16 protein-coding genes and 1 other RNA gene are annotated in these 17,665 nt (G+C 69.1%); 8 read left to right on the forward strand and 9 right to left on the reverse strand.

The window, feature by feature from the left end:
* Window positions 1-2 precede the first annotated feature (2 nt).
* Entirely contained in the window at window positions 3-1,340 is a 1,338-nt protein-coding gene (locus tag ACTWPT_RS47565; RefSeq protein WP_443184154.1) for a sensor histidine kinase, read from the reverse strand.
* Window positions 1,341-1,498: 158 nt separating this feature from the next.
* Here ACTWPT_RS47565 and ACTWPT_RS47570 point away from each other — a divergent pair, with 158 nt between their 5' ends.
* Genes ACTWPT_RS47570 through ACTWPT_RS47580 form a run of 3 tightly spaced genes read left to right on the forward strand, consistent with a single transcriptional unit; the run spans window position 1,499 to window position 5,240 of the window.
* The gene (locus tag ACTWPT_RS47570; protein ID WP_443184155.1) at window positions 1,499-2,665 is read left to right on the forward strand and encodes an acyl-CoA dehydrogenase family protein; all 1,167 of its coding nucleotides are present in this window, start codon (window positions 1,499-1,501) and stop codon (window positions 2,663-2,665) included.
* Window positions 2,662-3,699 carry an acyl-CoA dehydrogenase family protein gene (locus tag ACTWPT_RS47575; RefSeq protein ID WP_443184156.1) on the forward strand — a complete coding sequence of 346 codons (1,038 nt, stop codon included), beginning with the start codon at window positions 2,662-2,664 and terminating at the stop codon, window positions 3,697-3,699. The genes ACTWPT_RS47570 and ACTWPT_RS47575 overlap by 4 nt, the downstream gene beginning before the upstream one ends.
* The gene (locus tag ACTWPT_RS47580; RefSeq protein ID WP_443184157.1) at window positions 3,699-5,240 is read left to right on the forward strand and encodes an AMP-binding protein; all 1,542 of its coding nucleotides are present in this window, start codon (window positions 3,699-3,701) and stop codon (window positions 5,238-5,240) included. Before ACTWPT_RS47575 ends, ACTWPT_RS47580 begins: the two co-directional genes overlap by 1 nt.
* Here ACTWPT_RS47580 and ACTWPT_RS47585 read toward each other — a convergent pair.
* The 5 genes from ACTWPT_RS47585 to ACTWPT_RS47605 form a co-directional block, all read right to left on the reverse strand.
* Window positions 5,207-6,322: a C45 family autoproteolytic acyltransferase/hydolase gene (locus tag ACTWPT_RS47585; protein ID WP_443184158.1), complete on the reverse strand. Its 1,116-nt coding sequence runs from the start codon at window positions 6,320-6,322 to the stop codon at window positions 5,207-5,209. The genes ACTWPT_RS47580 and ACTWPT_RS47585 overlap by 34 nt on opposite strands.
* Window positions 6,323-6,357: 35 nt before the next feature.
* Window positions 6,358-7,314 (reverse strand): helix-turn-helix transcriptional regulator, encoded by a 957-nt coding sequence (locus ACTWPT_RS47590; protein ID WP_443184159.1) that lies wholly within the window; start codon window positions 7,312-7,314, stop codon window positions 6,358-6,360.
* A gap of 18 nt (window positions 7,315-7,332) precedes the next feature.
* Complete coding sequence (locus ACTWPT_RS47595) at window positions 7,333-7,722, reverse strand: VOC family protein (protein WP_443184160.1); 390 nt, start codon at window positions 7,720-7,722, stop codon at window positions 7,333-7,335.
* A gap of 33 nt (window positions 7,723-7,755) precedes the next feature.
* Entirely contained in the window at window positions 7,756-9,192 is a 1,437-nt protein-coding gene (locus ACTWPT_RS47600) for an Nramp family divalent metal transporter (protein WP_443184161.1), read from the reverse strand.
* A gap of 65 nt (window positions 9,193-9,257) precedes the next feature.
* Window positions 9,258-10,040 (reverse strand): GNAT family N-acetyltransferase, encoded by a 783-nt coding sequence (locus ACTWPT_RS47605; RefSeq protein WP_443184162.1) that lies wholly within the window; start codon window positions 10,038-10,040, stop codon window positions 9,258-9,260.
* Window positions 10,041-10,138: 98 nt separating this feature from the next.
* Here ACTWPT_RS47605 and ACTWPT_RS47610 point away from each other — a divergent pair, with 98 nt between their 5' ends.
* Window positions 10,139-10,540, forward strand: a complete 402-nt coding sequence (locus ACTWPT_RS47610; RefSeq protein ID WP_443184163.1) for an SSI family serine proteinase inhibitor — start codon at window positions 10,139-10,141, stop codon at window positions 10,538-10,540.
* Window positions 10,541-10,581: 41 nt separating this feature from the next.
* Here the strand turns inward: ACTWPT_RS47610 and ACTWPT_RS47615 are convergent, their stop codons facing one another.
* Together ACTWPT_RS47615 and ACTWPT_RS47620 are read right to left on the reverse strand one after the other, a co-directional pair.
* Window positions 10,582-11,610 (reverse strand): dipeptidase, encoded by a 1,029-nt coding sequence (locus ACTWPT_RS47615; protein WP_443184164.1) that lies wholly within the window; start codon window positions 11,608-11,610, stop codon window positions 10,582-10,584.
* Between the two features lie 60 nt (window positions 11,611-11,670).
* Window positions 11,671-13,125, reverse strand: coding sequence for a flavin-containing monooxygenase (locus tag ACTWPT_RS47620; protein ID WP_443184165.1), 1,455 nt, complete (start codon window positions 13,123-13,125; stop codon window positions 11,671-11,673).
* A 117-nt stretch (window positions 13,126-13,242) separates the two neighbouring features.
* Between ACTWPT_RS47620 and ACTWPT_RS47625 the strand changes: the two genes are divergently transcribed.
* The 4 genes from ACTWPT_RS47625 to rnpB all read left to right on the forward strand — a co-directional run bounded on the left by ACTWPT_RS47625 (window position 13,243) and on the right by rnpB (window position 16,548).
* Window positions 13,243-14,043 (forward strand): Nif3-like dinuclear metal center hexameric protein, encoded by an 801-nt coding sequence (locus ACTWPT_RS47625; protein ID WP_443184166.1) that lies wholly within the window; start codon window positions 13,243-13,245, stop codon window positions 14,041-14,043.
* A gap of 2 nt (window positions 14,044-14,045) precedes the next feature.
* Window positions 14,046-14,786: a zinc ribbon domain-containing protein gene (locus tag ACTWPT_RS47630; protein WP_443184167.1), complete on the forward strand. Its 741-nt coding sequence runs from the start codon at window positions 14,046-14,048 to the stop codon at window positions 14,784-14,786.
* The gene (locus ACTWPT_RS47635) at window positions 14,783-16,012 is read left to right on the forward strand and encodes a bifunctional RNase H/acid phosphatase (RefSeq protein ID WP_443184168.1); all 1,230 of its coding nucleotides are present in this window, start codon (window positions 14,783-14,785) and stop codon (window positions 16,010-16,012) included. Before ACTWPT_RS47630 ends, ACTWPT_RS47635 begins: the two co-directional genes overlap by 4 nt.
* Window positions 16,013-16,158: 146 nt before the next feature.
* Window positions 16,159-16,548: RNase P RNA component class A (gene rnpB, locus ACTWPT_RS47640), an RNA gene on the forward strand.
* A gap of 598 nt (window positions 16,549-17,146) precedes the next feature.
* On the opposite strand, the gene ACTWPT_RS47645 is transcribed toward rnpB, so the two are convergent.
* Window positions 17,147-17,320: a hypothetical protein gene (locus ACTWPT_RS47645; RefSeq protein WP_443184169.1), complete on the reverse strand. Its 174-nt coding sequence runs from the start codon at window positions 17,318-17,320 to the stop codon at window positions 17,147-17,149.
* Window positions 17,321-17,665: the final 345 nt, after the last annotated feature.

Here is a 17,665-nt window from a genome sequence, read left to right on the forward strand (position 1 = left end):
CGTCAGTCCTTTCTGGTCGGCATTCGTAGTACGAAACGGGCACCCGTCTCGGAGTCCTCGATCGTGAGCGTGCCCCCGTGGGCCTCCGCGATCTGGCGGGCGATGGGCAGCCCGAGCCCGGTGCCGCCGGCGTCGCGGTTGCGTGCGGCGTCCAGCCGGGTGAAGCGTCTGAAGACGTCCTCACGGTGTTCCGGCGCGATGCCCGCCCCGTCGTCGACGACTTCCAGCATGGCCTCGCCGTCCCGCCGCACGGCCACGGTGATCGTGCTCTCGGCGTGCCGCTCGGCGTTGTCGAGCAGGTTCGTCAGCAGGCGGGCCAGCCTGAGCCGGTCGCCCATGACGATCACATCGGACTGCAGGGAGGTGACGACGCGCTTCATGCGCGGCCTGGCGGTCTCGGCGGCGACCAGCTCGGCCAGGTCCACGGGGTCGCGTACGCCGGGTGCGTGGGCGTCGAGCTTGGCCAGCGTCAGCAGGTCGGTGACGATGTTCTGCAGCCGGTCGAGGCTGATCAGCAGCTTGGCGCCGGCCACCTGCCAGTCGGTCTCGTCCGGGGCGAGCATGGCCTCCTCCAGCTCGGTGCGCATCGCGGTGATCGGGCTGCGCAGGTCGTGCGAGGCGTCGGAGGCGAACCTGCGCTGCCGCTCCATCGAGTCCTCGAGCCGGGCGAGCGTCCGGTTCGCGGTCTCGGCGAGCGCCTTGATCTCGTCGGCGTTCTCGGGCACGGGCACACGCATCCGCTCGTCGCCGGCGGTGATCTCGGCGAGCCGGTCGGTGATCACGTTCACCGGCGCGAGCGTCCTGGCCACCACTCTGGACACCCCGAACCAGGCCAGCGCGACCAGCGCCACGGAGCCGCCGGCCAGGAAGGCGAACAGGACCGGATGGACGTACCAGGGCACCATGGAGCCGAAGGCGTAGACCAGCCAGTCGCCCTCCGGCTCGTACACCCGCAAGGCGATCATGATGTGGCAGTCGCCGGAGAACTGGGGCAGGCCGCAAATCGTGTTCACCCTGTTGGTGTTGTCCTTGTCGGGGGTCACCGTGGTCAGGCGGGGCGCGCCGGCAAGGTTCGGCGTCGAAGCCACCACGCTGCCGTTCACATCGACGACCTGGAGTCCCTCCAGGTCCGTGGCGAGCAGGCCGGGGAGGTCGTCGGTCTTGACCAAGTGGACCACCCGCAGCGCGGCGCTGATCACCTCGTTCCTGCGGATGTCGACGGCCGTGCTGTGCGCCGCCGACAGCAGCAGCGTGCTCGTCACCAGGCAGAGCAGTGCCGTTGCCACGCCGGCGAACAACGCCAGCCGTGCGCGAATGGAGCGGCCCAGCCGTGCGATCACACCTATCCTCCAGTAATCAGGTGATCACACTAGGTGGCTTGGCCTCGAATTAGCGGAGATTCCGGGATAAATCAGGTTAAAAGACCAACAGAACACTGCTCTATGCGTGATGCGGTCGTCTGATTAGAGTAAGTGGACACTGATACCAAGGAGGCGACGTGGACCTTGCTGAGTATCGGCGTGCCGCCAGGGCCTGGCTCCAGGAAAACACCCCGACGGACGAATCCCCTGAAGCGGGCGGCATCGCGCGGGCCAAGGAATTCATGGCCAAGCTCTACGACGCCGGTTATTCAGGCATCACCTGGCCTGAGCGATGGGGCGGCCAGGGGCTGACGCAGGCGGAGGAGCGCGCGTTCGCCGTCGAGGCACGCGACTTCACCCTCCCCACGTACGTCTTCTCGATCGGCCTCGGCATGACCGGCCCGACGCTGGTGGACCGGGGCACTGACGCGCAGCGCGAGCGTTTCCTCAGGCCGCTGCTGCGCGGCGAGGAGATCTGGTGCCAGCTGTTCTCCGAGCCGGGTGCGGGCAGCGACGTCGCCAGCCTGCAGACCAGGGCGGTCCGTGACGGCGACCAGTGGGTCATCAACGGCCAGAAGGTGTGGACCTCCGTCGCCCACCACGCCGACTGGGGCCTGCTGCTGGCCCGCACCGACGTGGAGGTGCCCAAGCACAAGGGCCTCACCATGTTCGTGGTGGACATGCACCACCCGGGCGTGACGGTCAGGCCGCTCAAGGACATGTCGGGCAGAGCCAATTTCAATGAGATCTTCTTTGACAACGTGACGATTCCAGACGAGCACCGCGTGGGCGAGGTCAACGACGGCTGGAGCGTGGCCGTCACGACCCTGCTGCACGAGCGGCTGTCGATCTCGGCCGGCGTCGGCATGGGCGGGCAAAAGGACAATCCGGCCTCGCTCGAAGCGCTGCGCCGGGCCGTGGACACCGGCGATCCGCTGGTCCGCGACCAACTCGTCGAGCTGCACATCCGCAGCCGCGCGCTCGCGCTGTTCAACCAGCGCCTGGCCCAGGAGACCGAGGCCGGGCAATTCCCCGGCGCCCGCGGCAGCGCGGCCAAGCTGCTGCTGGCCGAGCTGACACTGTTCCAGGCGGACCTCGCCACACAGCTGGTTGGGCCGGAGTCCGTGCTGGCCGATCATCCGCTCGCCCAAGCGATCTCCCTGGCTCCGGGCATGGCGCTGGGCGGCGGCACGAACGAGATCATGCGCAACATCGTGGGCGACCGGGTGCTCGGCCTGCCGCCCGAGCCTCGCGTGGACAAGACCGTGCCGTTCAAGGACCTGAAGGTGGGGACGCAGGCGTGAAGCTCACACTCAGCCAGGAACAGCAGCAGCTGCGCGAGTCCGTGCGGTCCTTCCTGCGCGCGGCCTCACCGCTGCCCAAGGTCCGCCAGGGCTACGACCCGCAGGTGTACGCCCGGCTCAACGGCGAGCTCGGCCTGTCGGGCCTGATCGTTCCCGAGGAGTACGGCGGCGCCGGCGCGGGCCTGGCCGAGCTGGCCGTCGCGCTGGAGGAGACGGGCGCGGCCCTGCTGCCGGGGCCGTTCCTCGCCACCACGTTCGCCACGATCGCCCTGACCAGGGTGCCCGACAAGGAACTGTTGACCGGCATCGCCGAGGGCCGGATCGCGGCCACGCTCGCCGGTGACGAGATCGCTTACGACGGCGTTGCCGTGCGCGGGAGGCTGGCTCAGGTCCTCAGCGGCATGGAGGCCGACGTGCTGGTGGCGCCGGCGCGAACCGCCGACGGCATCGTGATGGTCGCCGTGGATCTGGCCGGGCCCGGCGTCACCAGGACCGCCCTGGAGACGCTCGACCTCACCCGCGGCCAGGCCGAGGTGGTCATGGACGGCGCGCCTTGCCGGGTGCTCGGGCCGCGGCCGGAGACCGGCCCAGGAACGAGCATTGCCGACCGGCTGTGCGTGGCGCTGGCGGCCGAGCAGCTCGGCGTGATGCGGGCGGCGCTGGACGCCATCGTCGCGTACGCCAAGATCCGCGTCGCCTTCGGCCGCTACATCGGCTCGTATCAGGGCGTCAAGCACAAGCTCGCCGACATGCACTGCAAGCTCGAACAGGCAGAGTCCATCGTCAGGTACGCCGCCTGGGCCGCCGACGAGTCGCCCGCCGAGCTGCCCGGCGCCGCCGCGCTCGCCCAGGCGTACGTGGGACGCGCCTGCTTCGAGGTGGCCCGCGACCACCTGCTGCTGCACGGCGGCATCGGCTTCACCTGGGAGCACGACGCGCACCTGTTCTACAAGCGGGCCAAGGCCGACGAGGTACTGATGGGCCCGCCCCGCATCCACCGCGCCCGTCTGGCTGAGCTTTTGGAGCTGCTGTGATGGATCCGCAGCGGAGCGAGGCCATCGATCACAGCCCTCCGAGCGGAGCTCGGCAATCAGGCGCTGACCCGAGCGAGACGCCCGGTTTCTACGCCATCGCCGCCGCCGACCCCGACCGCCTCGCGGTGATCGACACCGACGGCTCCCACACCACGTACGGACAGCTGCTCGCCCGGGTCAACCAGGTCTCGCACGGGCTCAGAGCCCGCGGACTCGGCACCGGGGACGTGGTGGCGGGTGTGCTGCCCAACGGGATCGACGCGGTCATCATGCTCATGGCGACCGGCCAGATCGGCCTCTACTACGTGCCGATCAACTGGCATCTGACCGCGTCCGAGGTGGCGTACATCATCCAGGACTGCGACGCCAAAGTCGTCGTCACCGAGGAGATCGGCACGGCGGAGCTGGCCGAAGGGCAGCCTGCGGACGCGCCGGCGGACCGCACCTCCGGGGCGGTCATGTGGTACACCTCGGGCACCACCGGCTTCCCCAAGGGCGTGCAACGGCCCCTGCCGGGTGCCCCGCCGGAGGCGATCGTGCCGCTGTACACGTGGTTCCTCGGTGAGGTCGTGGACCTCAAGCCGGGCGACGAGGTGCACCTGGTGACCTCGCCGATGTACCACTCGGCGCCGTGCGCGCACACCCAGTTCGCGCTGCACCTCGGGCACACCGTGGTGATCACGCCGCGGTTCGACCCGATCAACATCCTGGAGCTCGTCGAGCGGCACCGGGTGTCCAACGCGATGATGGTGCCGACCATGTTCCACCGCATGCTGCAGCTGCCGGAGGACGTCCGTGCCAAATACGACGTCTCCAGCCTGCGCCAGGTGATCCACACGGCCGCGGCCTGCCCGGTCGCGGTCAAGCAGCGCATCATGGACTGGTGGGGGCCGGTGCTCTACGAGTACTACGGCTCGACCGAGTCGGCGATCGCGTTCGCCGTCAAGCCGCAGGAGTGGCTGGCCAAGCCGGGCACCGTGGGCCGGCCCGCGCCCACGTTCGAGGTCAGGATCCTCGACGAGGCAGGCGAGGAGCTGCCGCCGGGCGAGCCCGGCATGATCTACGTCAAGTCCAGCCTCGGCACGTTCGAGTACCGCAAGGACCCGGCGAAGACGGCCGCCAGCATGCGTGGGGAGTGGTACACGCCGGGCGACATCGGCTACCTGGACGCGGACGGCTACCTGTTCCTGTGTGACCGGCGCACGGACCTGATCGTCTCCGGCGGGGTGAACATCTACCCTGCCGAGATCGAGGCGGCCCTGCTCGAGCACCCCGCGGTGGCGGACGTGGCCGTCATCGGGGTGCCCGACGTGGAGTGGGGTCACAACGTGGTCGCGCTCGTGCAGCCCGCCGAGGGCGTCACGCCGGGGCCCGAGCTCACCGCCGAGCTGCTGGAGCACTGCGGGCCCCGCATCGCCAGGTTCAAGCACCCGAAGGTGGTCGAGTACCGCGAGCGGCTGCCGCGCACGCCCACCGGCAAGCTGTCGCGCTCCAAGGTGCGTGCCGCCTACCTCGCGGAGAACACCAGCTCCTCGCTGTAGCGCCCGCCGTCGCCCAGGTAGAAGCGGGTCGACAGGGTGCGGTCGGCGGTGTCGAAGACGGTGCTCCACAACGTGCGGAACGGCACGGCGGGATCCTCGGCCTGCGCGACCGCGCGCAGGCTGTCACGCAGGTCCTGCGCTGACAGCGTGGCGCCCTTGCTGCGCTCGTACAACGTGCGCAGCCGGCCGAAGCTGCCGAACGACGCCTCGCTGTCCGCGGGCAGGTTCATCGGGTCCGGGTTGCGGTGCAGCAGGTGGTTGGTGACGCACAGCGGGCCGTCGCCGAACTCGACGATGTGCTCGCTGCCGTCCCTGCCGCGCTCCCACACGAACGCCTGCCCGCCCGCGTCGGCCACCAGGAAGTGCAGGGGCGTGCCGTAGTCGTAGTGCTTGGCGCCCAACAGTGCCTGCTTGGCCTGGTCGACGTTCTCGCACGTCTCGACCAGGAACCGGGGCAGCTGCACGCTGGCCAGCCCGACCTGTGGCAACACGCTCTCCGGCGGGGCCGCGGTCTCGAAGTCGGCGATCAGCAGCATGACCGCCAGGCCCGCCGAGTTGATGCCGTCCATGCAGCCGTCGAACTCGTTCATGGTGATCACGGTCGTGGACAGCCCCTCGTCGGGCACCGTCGTGATCACGTAGGGGCGCGAGGCCATCGGCAGCTCGTTGGGCCGCGGGGTCCCGCCCATGATCTCGCTCGTGGTCCATGGGAAGAAGTCGTAGTTGCGGCCCACCCGGCCGTGGCCGTCCACGGCCGCCGACGGCGGGATCCACAGGGCCGAGCAGCCCGAGCCCTCCGGGATGAAGCTCAGCCCGTCCAGGGCCAGCGCGTCCTGGTCGGGGTCGAGGCCGAGGGCCGCCGCCGCGCCGTCCATGCGGGCGTGCTGCTGCGGCCAGTGCCGCTCGAACCAGGTCCTGCGGGCCCGGCCCACGACCGGATCGACGTGCATGGGGGACCAGCCGAGCCTGCGGGCCTCCTCGGTGAGCGCCTGGCCGATCTCGAACTGGCTCCCGGTGAGCGTGAGGTGGTGGACGAGCTGGAAGTCGCCTGTGCCGCCGGCGACCTGCGTCATGTTCTTCATGCCCCTGAGCCTGCGGGTGGGCGCTGACCGGCTCCTTACCGGCCGCTGACCGCCCGCCGGTAACGCTCCGACAGCCGCAGCACGTGCTCGGCCAGCTCCGGCGGGTCGAGCACCTCGAAGTCCACGCCGATGAACCCGATCCACACGGCCATGCCGTTGAGGTCGTCGCCGCCCAGCTTGAGCAGGCAGGTCGAGTCGTCGACCGGCTCCACCTCCAGCCCGAGCGGCAGCGCGGTGACCTGCTCGGCCGGGGCGTGCAGCAGCACGCTGCCGCGGTAACGCCACATGGCCGTGCTGACGCCCTTCTCCACGTACGCCGCCACGTCGCCGTTCTCCGGCAGCTCGCGGGGGACGAACCGGGGCCCGCCCGGCGTGCGCAGGAGCACCCGGTCCACCCGGAACGTCCGCCAGTCCCGCCGCTCGACGTCGTATCCCACGAGGTACCAGCGGCCGCGCCGGTGCACCAGGCGGTGCGGCTCGACGTTCCTGACCGTGGGTTCGCCGTCGTGGCCCGTGTAGTCGAAGCGGAGCCGCTCGTGGTCGCGGGCCGCGTTCGCGATCGTCGTCAGCACCTCAGGGTGCACCGACGGGCCGCTGCCGGCGATCTGCACGGTGTAGGTATTGAGCGCGTTCACCCTGCGGCGCAGCCGGGACGGAAGCACCTGCTCCAGCTTGGCGAGGGCGCGTAGCGACGTCTCCTCGATGCCCTCGACGCCGCCGCCCGCCGCCCTGCCGAGCCCGACCGCGACCGCCACGGCTTCCTCGTCGTCGAGCAGCAGCGGCGGCAGGGCCGCCCCCGCGCCCAGCCGGTAGCCGCCCGCGACGCCCGGCGTGGCGTGCACCGGATACCCCAGCGAGCGCAGGCGCTCGATGTCGTTGCGAATCGTCCTGGTCGAGACGCCGAGCTTGGCCGACAACTCGGGACCTGACCATTCGCGGTGGGCTTGGAGGAGGGAGAGCAGTTTGAGCAGGCGGGCCGAGGTTTCCAGCATGGCACCCAGTCTGCCTGCTCATGCGGAAGGATTTCTTCCGCATTCGAGCTCTCGTAAGCTCAGGTCGTACGCCGTCTGGTGGCGCGGCTCGTACAGGCCGAGCCGCCCGCCTCCGGGCAGCGTGATCGCCGTGAGCAGCCCCCATCCCTGGTCGCTGACCGGATCGGCGAACTCCACCCCCTTGGCCCTGAGCTCCTCCATCGTGCGCTCCAGGTCGTCGCACATCAGGTAGAGCTCGTGGGCCTCGGCCGCGTCCGTGGGATGCACGGCGACCTCGGCGGGCGGCAGCTTGAAGATCAGCCAGCCGCCGCCCGCGTCGACGTTCGGATAGCCGAGCACGTCGCGGAGGAATGTGCGATCGGCATCCGCGTCCCGGGTGTACATGATCAGATGCGCTCCGTTGATCATCTGACCACAATACGCCCCCGGGTCAGAGGACCGTCACGACCCGCCGAATATCCGCTGCGCCTGCTGGATGACGACGATCACGGTCAGCGTGCCGAAGAAGGCCACCGACCAGATCAGCGCCCCCAGCCGGTACGAGCGCACCTTGATGGCCTCGGGCAGCGCCCGCCGGTTCAGGATGATCAGCAGGATCGAGTACACGAACATCATCACGGCCGCGAAGGACGCTGAGAACACCAGCAGGATCAGCGGCTGGTCGAAGCCCAGCAGCAGGATCCCGATCCCGATCAGCACCATCGCCCAGACGGTGTAGAAGTAGATCGTGTTCACGGACGCCGGCTTGTCGCGCAGGTAGACCGTCTTGATCGTGTCAGAGGCCAGCCGCGAGGTGTAGTCGACGATGCCCATGGCCGAGGCGAACAGGGCCAGCGCCCCGATCACCCAGAACAGCACCCCGAACCAGGGGCCGACGACGCTCTGCAGCGCCTCGCCCTCGACCTTCAGGAAGCCGATGCTGTTGGCCAGCCCTTCCTTACCGAAGACGGTGGAGTACGCCAGCATCGACATGAGCGCGATCGTCACGAAGGACACCATCGCGAACGTCGACGCCTGCTCTACGTTCGCGAAGCGCCACCACTGCCGCCACCGCGCCAGGTTCTCCTTGGTGGGCGCGAACTGGAAGCCGGTCGACGCGGCCGCTTCCTCGTGCCCGGTCACGGGGCTGACCAGGCGCGGCACGTACGCGCCCATGCCGAAGCCCTTGTCGCGGATCCAGTTGCTCTGGCACAGGTTCTGGCCACCGCCCGCGCCGGCGTACGCGATGGCGCCCATCAGCAGCGCGAACTCCAGCGGCGGCACCGGGAACCTGGCCCCGACGGTGAGCCCCTTGCCGAGCTCGACCCAGCTGTCGGCGTTGATCGCGAAAATGATCGATACCACGATCAGCGTCGCGACCAGTGCGATCTTCACGAAGATCACCCGTTCGAGCGCTGTGTAGATCACCGGCGCCAGCGTCAGCCCGAGCGCGATCACGATGAGCATGCCGATGGCGATCCACCGCACGCTGTCCGCGTTGGAGCCGGTCAGATAGGTGACCATGGTCGCCGAGCTGGTCACCCATCCCGGCCACAGGTTGGAGGCGAGCGTCATCAGCACGAAGACGAGTCCCCAGTGCCGCCACATCCGGCTGAAACCGGTCAGCGCGGTCTCGCCGGTGGCCAGCGTGTAGCGCTCGATCTCCATGTTGAGGAACCACTGGGTGATGATTCCGATCGCGGCTCCCCAGACGAAGATGAGCCCGACTTGGGAGGCGATGTAGGGCCAGAGGATGAATTCGCCCGATGCCAGCCCCACCCCGGCGCCCACCAGGCCGGGGCCGATGATGCGCCACTTCGAGGAGGGCGGGTCGGGGAGGTCGCGGAGGGTAACGGGGGGCAGGACACGCGCAGGAACAGTGGGGGTGAACTCCGCCATGCGGATCTCCTTGTTCGACTTACCTATCCGCCACATTACAGAGACCCGAAACGCTGGTGGAATAGCTAGTTAACCACCACCATGTATTCACCGCGGTCGGTGAATCCCACCACTCGTCCACCCCCGCCCATCAGGCCGCCGAGCACGGTTCGCAGTGCCGTACGCCACTCCTTCGCAGCCGCCGGATTCGTTCGTCGCAATGCCTCGATGTCGTGCGGCGTCCCCACCAGAACCACGTCCCCCTGCACTCCTGTGACGACGGGCCGCTCATCCTCGGAGCCCAGCAGGACAGGCAGGGTCTCGACCTGCACGTCACGCCGGCCCTGATCTTCCTGGGCCACCTGCCACACCGCGAGCAGCCGGTCGGACACGTCCCCCTCGTTGATCGCATCCGTCATCGCCCCGTAGAAGTCCTCCAGGTACGCCTTTGGCATGGCGCCCAGTTTGACCAGGTTGAACCGGGCGTTCCTCCGCACGAGCGGATCGAACGTCCACGTGATCTTCTTCAGCCCGCGCTCCAGGCACCAGTCCCGCTGGTGCAGCTTCAACGCGTACCCGATGCCCCGGCTCATGAGGGCGCCGGTCACATGCGAGTGCAACGCCCCTCCTTCGGCCAGGAACCCGACGGACGCGCCGACGAGCGTGGTCCCTTCGAAGGCGCCGGCCACGTAGTTGCCCGTGTGCGCGAACCCGATCATCAGCTCCACGGAGACGGGCGCGTTGTGCGGATCCGGATGCCATATCTGGTCGAAGAGCCGGTAGACCTCGCGGAACTCGTCGATCTCCCGCAATTCCCTGACCACCACGCCGGCCTTGGCCGCCGCTTCCTCGCTGCTCTGCCTGGTCATGCCCCCCATTGTGACCGTGTCGCCGTGATGAGATGGACCATCCACTCTCGGTCGTGGTCCAATTACTCCATGTAGTCGCCTTCGATCAGGGGGGTTTCATGAAGGTCGGACTCAATGCCACCCGCAGGACAGCCGCGCTCGGGATCTGCGTCGCCGCGATCCTGGCCGCGCCGTTCGGCACGCTGCCCGCCGGCGCCGCCGTCGCGGGCGCGAGGATGCACATCTCCGTCACTCCCGACGCCGGTGGCGGCGCGTACGCGCTGCGGCTCATGTGTGATCCAGACCGAGGGGGCCACCCGCGTCCGACGGCGGTGTGTGATGCGTTGCGTGCGGTCGACGGGCACATCGAGCACCTGGACGCCAATCCCGGTGCCTGCCCGATGGTCCATCTACCGGTCGAGGTGAAGGTGGACGGGGCCTGGTACGGCCGGCCGATCGCGTACCAGAAGGTGTTCTCCAACACCTGTGTGATGGACAGGGCGCTCAGCCCGCTCGTCTAGCCGCGTGCGCGTCCCGGCCTGGTCGGAGGCTCCGCCGCCGATCAGGCCAGCCGCTCACCGAAGAACCGGTGCACGTTCCCGCCGATGATCTTCACGACGTCCTTCTCCTGCAGGCCGCGGGCGAGCAGGCCCTGGGTGACCATGGGCAGGCCGGAGGGCCCCTCCAGGCCGGGCACCGCGGACTTCGGGTTCACCCCTCTGGAGAACACACCCTCGCAGCACGGTGGCGTCAGGTCCTCCATGACCTCGCGGATGAAGTCAGGGCCGAGGCCCACGTGGTCGATGCCGGCGACTTCGGCGATGTGCTCGATGTGGTCGAGCAGGCGGTCGAGCGTCATGTCCTCCTCCCGGTCGGCGAGGAAGGGGGCGAAGAAGTTGACGCAGACCACGCCTCCGGTGGCGGCCACCCCGCGCAGTTGCTCGTCGGTGAGGTTGCGGTGGTGGTCGCGGAGCGCGCGGGCGGCGGAGTGGGTGGCCATCACCGGTTTGGCGGCCAGCTCCAGGACATGCGCGACGCCGGAGGCGCCCAAGTGGGAGACGTCGAAGACGATGCCGAGCCGCTCCATCTCCGCCAGGGCGGCGACGCCGTGGGAGGTCAGCCCGCTGCCCGTGGCGTCCTCGCCGCTGCCGTCGGCCAGCGGCGTGCGGCCGAAGTGCGCGATGGAGGCCACCCGTACGCCGAGGCGATGCATGGTCGAGATCAGCTCGACGTTCGCATCCAGCCCCGGCATGCTCTCCAGCGCCAGCAGCAGGGCGATCTTGCCGTCGGCGAGCGTTCTGTCGATCTCGCCCGCGTCGAAGCAGATGCGGACGTGGTCGGCGTTGCCCTCGGCGAGCACGTGCGCGCACTCGATCATCCGCAGCGTCTGCCGCAGCGCGCCCTCCGGCCGGTATTGGTCGTCGATGAAGACGGGCAGCACCTGCAGATCGACCCCGCCCTCGACGAGCTGGGGCAACCATCGCTCACGGAAGAACGAGGCCCACTGCTGCGGGGGCCGGGCGGAGACGGCCATCAGCAGATCGTTGTGTGTGTCGGCCACGACGGCGCGCTGGTGGAGGGCAAGCGTCATATGTGGACGTTATCGCGGGTGCCGGCGTGCTCATAGCCGGCGGCCCGAGCCCGTGATCGCCTAGCCCGCGGGTGCCGGCTGGTAGGCGGGGAGCGGCGGCTTGGCCGTCAGCCTGCGGTAGAGCGTCGTGGGGCCGGGCCAATTGTTCGTGACGCGGCCCTGCGGCGTCTTGTACCAGCTGTGACAGCCTTCGCCCCACACCATCCGGCTCATCGCCGCGTCGAGTTGCCTGCTCCACGCCGCCATCGCCGCGGGCCGCACCTCGATCGGGCCGTGTGCCGACAGGTGCGGCAGGCACCCCATGATGTGGTTCACCTGGCATTCGATCATGAAGACGATGGAGTTGTGCCCGAGGTTCGTGTTCGGGCCGTACAGCAGGAACAGGTTCGGGAAGTTCGGCACGGAGATGCCCAGGTACGCCTCAGCCCCGTCGGCCCACTGCTCCCGCAGCGCCCGGCCGCCGCGCCCGGTGATCTCCATCGGGGCCAGGAACTCGGTGCTCATGAAGCCGGTCGCGTACACGATCGTGTCGACGCCGCGCAGGCCCTCCGTGGTCTCGACGCCCTCAGGCGCGATCCGGGCGATCTTTTCGGTGACCACTTCGACGTTGTCCCTGGTCAGCGCCGGATAGAAGGTGCTGTCGATGACGACCCGCTTGCAGCCGGGCGGGTAGTCGGGCGTGAGCTTGGCCCGCAGGTCAGGGTCGGGCACCTGGTCGCGCAGGTGCCGCAGCGCCCGCTTCTTCAGGAGCCCGGCGCTCCAGCCCTGGGCGAGCGCGGGGTAGAGGGTGGCCTCGGCGTACCGGTAGATCCACTCGCGGTAGGCCCGCTGAAGGCCGGGGACGAAGCGGAGCGCGCGCGTGGTCAGCGGTCCGAACGTGGCGTCCGGCTTGGGGATCACCCAGTTGGGGGTGCGCTGGAAGACGTGCAGCCGCTCGGCCTGCTCGGCGAGGCGCGGGATGAGCTGGGCCGCCGACGATCCGTTCCCGATCACGGCGACGCGCCTGCCCGTGAGGTCGTGGTCGTGGTTCCAGCGGGCGGAGTGGAAGGAGACACCCGCGAAGTCCGACAATCCCGGAATGTCCGGCAGGCGGGGGCGGTTGAGCTGCCCGACGCCCATGACCATCACGTCGAACGCCTCTGTACGCTCCTCGCCGGCGCCTGAGGCGGTGGCGATCCGCCACTGGGAGTCGTGGAAGACGGCTCGGCGGACCTCGGTCTCGAAGCGGATTTTTCGCCTGACGTCATATTTATCGGCGCAATGCTCTAGATATCCGAGAATTTCCGGCCGTGCCGGGTAGCGACGGGTCCAGCTCGCGTACTTCTCGAACGAGTAGGAGTACAAATGCGATGGAATGTCGCAGCCCGCCCCTGGATAACTGTTGTCACGCCACGTGCCGCCGAGCTCCCCTGCCTTCTCGAACACGGTGTAGGAGCGGATCCCGGCCCGTTCGAGCTGGATCGCCATGCACAGTCCGCCGAACCCCGCTCCAACGATCGCGACGTTTGGTGCCATGCCGTCCTCCGCATGTCAGTATCCGCTTACACTACGCCGAACCCCCGTACCGGCGACACCCCTTCCAGAGCCCCGCGAACCCCTCCCGCGTGCAGATAGTCTTCGCAGGTGGCTGCTGTGACGTTGACGGACGTGATCGAGGTGCTCGAGGCGGCCTACCCGCCCGCCCGGGCCGAGTCATGGGACGCGGTGGGGCTGGTCTGCGGGGACCCGGCCCTGGAGGTGCGGCGGGTGCTGTTCGCGGTCGATCCGGTCGCGGCCGTGGCCGACGAGGCCCTGGAGTGGGGCGCTGACCTGATCGTCACCCACCATCCCCTCTACCTGCGCGGCACCACGAGCGTGGCCGCGACCACCCCCAAGGGCCGGCTCGTCCACACCCTGATCAAGAACGACGTCGCCCTCTACACCGCCCACACCAACGCCGACGTCGCCAACCCCGGCGTGTCGGACGCGCTGGCCAGAGCCGTCGGGCTGACCGGCGACCTGGTGCCGCTCCAGCCCTTCCCCGACGACCCGTGGCGCGGGCTGGGCCGCGTAGGGGAGCTGCCGGAGCCGGCGACGCTGGGCGAGTTCGCGTCCGAGGCCGCCAAGGGGCTGCCGCGGACATCGTGGGGGATCCGGGTGGCAGGCGATCTGTCCAGGCCCGTGCGCCGTGTGGCGGTCAGCGGCGGCGCGGGCGACTCGCTCCTCGGCACGGCCGCGGCCGCCGGGGTCGACGTCTTCCTCACCGCCGACCTGCGCCACCACCCGTCGAGTGAGTTCATCGAGGCGGGCGGGCCTGCGCTGATCGACGCCGCGCACTGGGCGACCGAGTGGCCGTGGCTCGACAGCGCGGCGTCCATCCTGCACGCCAGTGGCGTTAACGTTGAAACGCGTGTCTCCGCCACGGTCACCGATGCTTGGACAAGAGGATATTGATCATGAAAGCAGCCCCTGAGGCCCAGAAGAGACTGCTCGACCTGGCAGAGCTCGACTCCGTGATTGATCGGCTGGCCCACCGCCGCCGCACCCTTCCCGAGCTGGCCGAGATCGACGAGAGGTCGAAGCAGTACGCCAGGCTCGCCACGCAGGTCATCGAGGCCGAGACCGAGGCCGGCGACCTGGCCCGCGAGCAGACCAAGGCGGAGAGCGACGTGGACGCCGTCCGCACGCGCGCCGACCGCGACCAGAAGCGTCTCGACTCCGGCGCCGTGACCTCGCCGCGCGATCTGGCGAGCCTCCAGTCCGAGATCGCCTCACTGCAGAAGCGCCAGGGCGATCTGGAGGAGATCGTCTTGGAGATCATGGAGCGCCGCGAGGCCGCGGACACCAAGGTGACCGACCTGGTGGCGCAGCGCGACGAGGTGGCCGCCGCCGTGGCCGCCGCCGAGAGCCGGCGCGACGCCGCGCTCAAGGAGATCGACAAGGAGGCGGCCGAGGTCCAGGGCCGCCGCTCCGCCGTCGCCGGCTACATCCCCGCCGACCTGATGGCGCTCTACGTGAAGCTCAGGGACCAGTATGGCGTGGGCGCCGCCATGCTGCGCGGCGGCCGGTGCCAGGGCTGCAAGGTGGCCCTGTCCATCGCCGAGATGAACCGCATCAAGGCCGCACCCCACGATGAGGTGCTCCGCTGCGACGAGTGCCGCCGCATCCTCGTACGGACGGCAGAGTCAGGGCTGTGACGCACTACGTCATCGAGGCCGACGGCGGCTCGCGCGGCAATCCGGGCCCCGCCGGCTACGGCGCGGTCGTCATGGACGCCGCGGACGGCCAGGTGCTGGCGGAGTCGGCCGAGGCCATCGGCGTCACCACCAACAACGTCGCCGAATACCGCGGGCTGATCGCCGGCCTCGAGGCCGTGCTCCGGCTGGGCGGCGAGGGCGCGCAGGTGGCCGTGCGGATGGACTCGAAGCTGGTCATCGAGCAGATGGCGGGCCGCTGGAAGGTCAAGAACGAAGGGCTGCGCCCGCTCGCGCTGGAGGCGGCGGCGCTGGGCCGGCGGCTGCGGGTGACCGAGTGGACCTGGATCCCGCGCGAACGCAACAAGCACGCCGACCGCCTGGCCAACGAGGCCATGGACGCCGCAGCCAAGGGTCTGACCTGGAAGGCGGGCGGCGCCACCGACTCCCACGCGCAGGAGGGGGTGCGCACCCCGGCCACCCGCCAGACGGACCTCCTCGACGCCGGCGACATTTCCGAAATATCCGCCCCAGCGGCCTCCATCGCCGCGGCCCAGCAGCGCGTCACCAGGACCGGCACGGGCACCGGCACCGGCTGGGCCCCGCCCACCCGCGTGGCCACCTCGCTGCTCCTGCTGAGGCACGGCGAGACCGAGCTGTCCCTGGAACGCAGGTTCTCCGGCCTGGGCGACGCCGAGCTCACGCCCAACGGCCTCGCGCAGGCGTCGGCCGCCGCGGACCGGCTGTCGCGGGAGCCGTACCGGCCGGATGTGATCGTCACCTCCCCGCTCACACGGGCCCGCCAGACCGCGGCCGCCGTCGCCGGGCGGACCGGCCTCGACGTCGAGGTGGCCGAGGACCTCAGGGAGGCCGACTTCGGCGCCTGGGAGGGCCACACGTTCACCGAGGTCCAGCGGAAGTGGCCGGCCGAGCTCGCCGCCTGGCTCGCCGACCCCGCCACCGCCCCGCCCGGCGGAGAGAGCTTCGCCACGGCCGCACAACGCGTCCAGGCGGCTGGGGAGCGGCTGGTGGAGCGGTACGAGGGCAAGACCGTGCTGGCGGTCTCACACGTGACCCCCATCAAGATGCTGCTGAGACTCGCCCTCATGGCTCCACTGGAGTCGATTTACCGCATGCACCTCGACCTGGCGTGCCTGTCGCTGATCGAGTACTACGCGGACGGCCCGGCCGTGGTGAAGTCGTTCAACGACACCTCGCACCTGCACTGAGGTGTCGCGGTCGTGCCGGGTTCCGCCAGGAGCACCCGGCACGGCCGCGGACGCATCGCCCCCCTCAGGCGATGACGTGCCCATTCCAGCAGTTCGATCTTGTAGCTGGGTTGGGAGTTGCTTGGGACTTGATAGAGTTCTGCAGACGAGTCGGCCAGGCGACCGCGTCGAGCCCGCAAGGGCTCGCCGAGGAAGGTCCGGGCTCCACAGGGCAGGGTGGTCGGTAACGCCGACCCGGGGTGACCCGCGGGACAGTGCCACAGAAAGCAGACCGCCTCCCGATACCCGGGAGGTAAGGGTGAAAGGGTGGTGTAAGAGACCACCAGCGCCCACGGTGACGTGGGCGGCTAGGTAAACCCCACCCGGAGCAAGGTCAAGAAGGGACGCTCTTCGGAGCGTTCCGCGCGCGACGTTCGAGGGCGGCCCGCCCGAGCCGCGCGGGTAGACCGCTCGAGACCGCCGGCAACGGCGGTCCTAGATGGATGGTCGCCCCTTCACACGAAGGACAGAACCCGGCCTACAGGCCGACTCGTCACTCTCCGCCCCTTTGACCAGGGGCGGAGCACCTTTCAAGATTGTCTGTTCCGTCCCTGTTCCGTGATACTAGGGAGGAGGAGAGCGTCAATCGCGCCACGTCCAAGGTCGTCTTGGTCCGGGAAGAGATGGCCGTAGGTGTCCATCGTCTCCGCAATGGTGGCGTGGCCAAGCCGGGTTTGGATCACCTTGGGGTTGAGAATGGCCTTGATCAATCCTGAGGCAAGCCCTAGCAGACCAGCCGCGGGGCCGCCTCCGTTCCATCACAGCCCTGGACACCGGGCGCGCGGCCGGGCAGCCCCGCGGCTGGCCCGCTACCTCTTCGGGTGGACGACGGCAGACGGGCAGGCTCGGGAGCTCTTGTCCTGGCTTACGTAGGAGCACGGCTGTCTGACGCAAGCCTTGATACTGGCGACATACCAGCGACATACCGCGTCTCCCTAGTGTTGAGACGACCTTGACAAAGATCTAAGGAGCAGCGATGCGAAAGATCGTACGCCGTGCAATGGGTATGGGGATCGCTACGATCGCAGTGGCAACCGTCAGTCTGACAACGGCACCTGCTGCTTCTGCTGCCCTCGGCGATGGCAGCTGGCGTCCTTACGGCAACACAAACCCGATCACCTCCAGCTCCAGTACGTGGAAGTGCGGCAGCACGAAAGCGATCGTCGCCAATGTGAGCGCGCAGGTTTGCGCCATCAGGTCGCCCAGTGGGGGCTCCGTACAGGGGGCGGTGATCGTGCGTAACAACCGATCCAGCCTCCACCTCGTCACGGCAGGAATGGTTCTGGTGGGGTCGCACAACATGGGCTATTGGGAATGCCCGCGCTCTGGGGTCGGGGCGAACTCGTGGTCGGTGTGCTTCGGGAGAACCATCTCCCACAGTGCCGCAGTGCACTCACAGGGCTCCGCGAACGGTGTAGTCCCCGACCCATCACCATGGGTCTAAACAGCGCCACTCGATTGGACGTCGAGACTGCTAATCGGCGCTCCGGAACCTGTCAATTTGATCAAGGCAGTTGAGCTGGGCTAATTCTGTGTCGGCTTCTCTGTGGTCTCCTTCTGGTCCTCGTTCTTGGGCTTGTTGATCCACACGGGACCGGGTAGATCGGGCGGTGT

The sequence above is a fragment of the Nonomuraea sp. 3N208 genome, assembly GCF_052245935.1.
Taxonomy (GTDB): Bacteria; Actinomycetota; Actinomycetes; order Streptosporangiales; family Streptosporangiaceae; genus Nonomuraea.

What these genes read in the sequence shown, in the direction of transcription:
- ACTWPT_RS47580 (WP_443184157.1), top strand. Translation starts at nt 3,699, where the DNA reads ATGGATCCGCAGCGGAGCGAGGCCATCGATCACAGCCCTCCGAGCGGA.
- ACTWPT_RS47585 (WP_443184158.1), bottom strand. Translation starts at nt 6,322, where the DNA reads ATGAAGAACATGACGCAGGTCGCCGGCGGCACAGGCGACTTCCAGCTC.
- ACTWPT_RS47590 (WP_443184159.1), bottom strand. Translation starts at nt 7,314, where the DNA reads ATGCTGGAAACCTCGGCCCGCCTGCTCAAACTGCTCTCCCTCCTCCAA.
- ACTWPT_RS47595 (WP_443184160.1), bottom strand. Translation starts at nt 7,722, where the DNA reads ATGATCAACGGAGCGCATCTGATCATGTACACCCGGGACGCGGATGCC.
- ACTWPT_RS47600 (WP_443184161.1), bottom strand. Translation starts at nt 9,192, where the DNA reads ATGGCGGAGTTCACCCCCACTGTTCCTGCGCGTGTCCTGCCCCCCGTT.
- ACTWPT_RS47605 (WP_443184162.1), bottom strand. Translation starts at nt 10,040, where the DNA reads ATGACCAGGCAGAGCAGCGAGGAAGCGGCGGCCAAGGCCGGCGTGGTG.
- ACTWPT_RS47610 (WP_443184163.1), top strand. Translation starts at nt 10,139, where the DNA reads ATGAAGGTCGGACTCAATGCCACCCGCAGGACAGCCGCGCTCGGGATC.
- ACTWPT_RS47615 (WP_443184164.1), bottom strand. Translation starts at nt 11,610, where the DNA reads ATGACGCTTGCCCTCCACCAGCGCGCCGTCGTGGCCGACACACACAAC.
- ACTWPT_RS47620 (WP_443184165.1), bottom strand. Translation starts at nt 13,125, where the DNA reads ATGGCACCAAACGTCGCGATCGTTGGAGCGGGGTTCGGCGGACTGTGC.
- ACTWPT_RS47630 (WP_443184167.1), top strand. Translation starts at nt 14,046, where the DNA reads ATGAAAGCAGCCCCTGAGGCCCAGAAGAGACTGCTCGACCTGGCAGAG.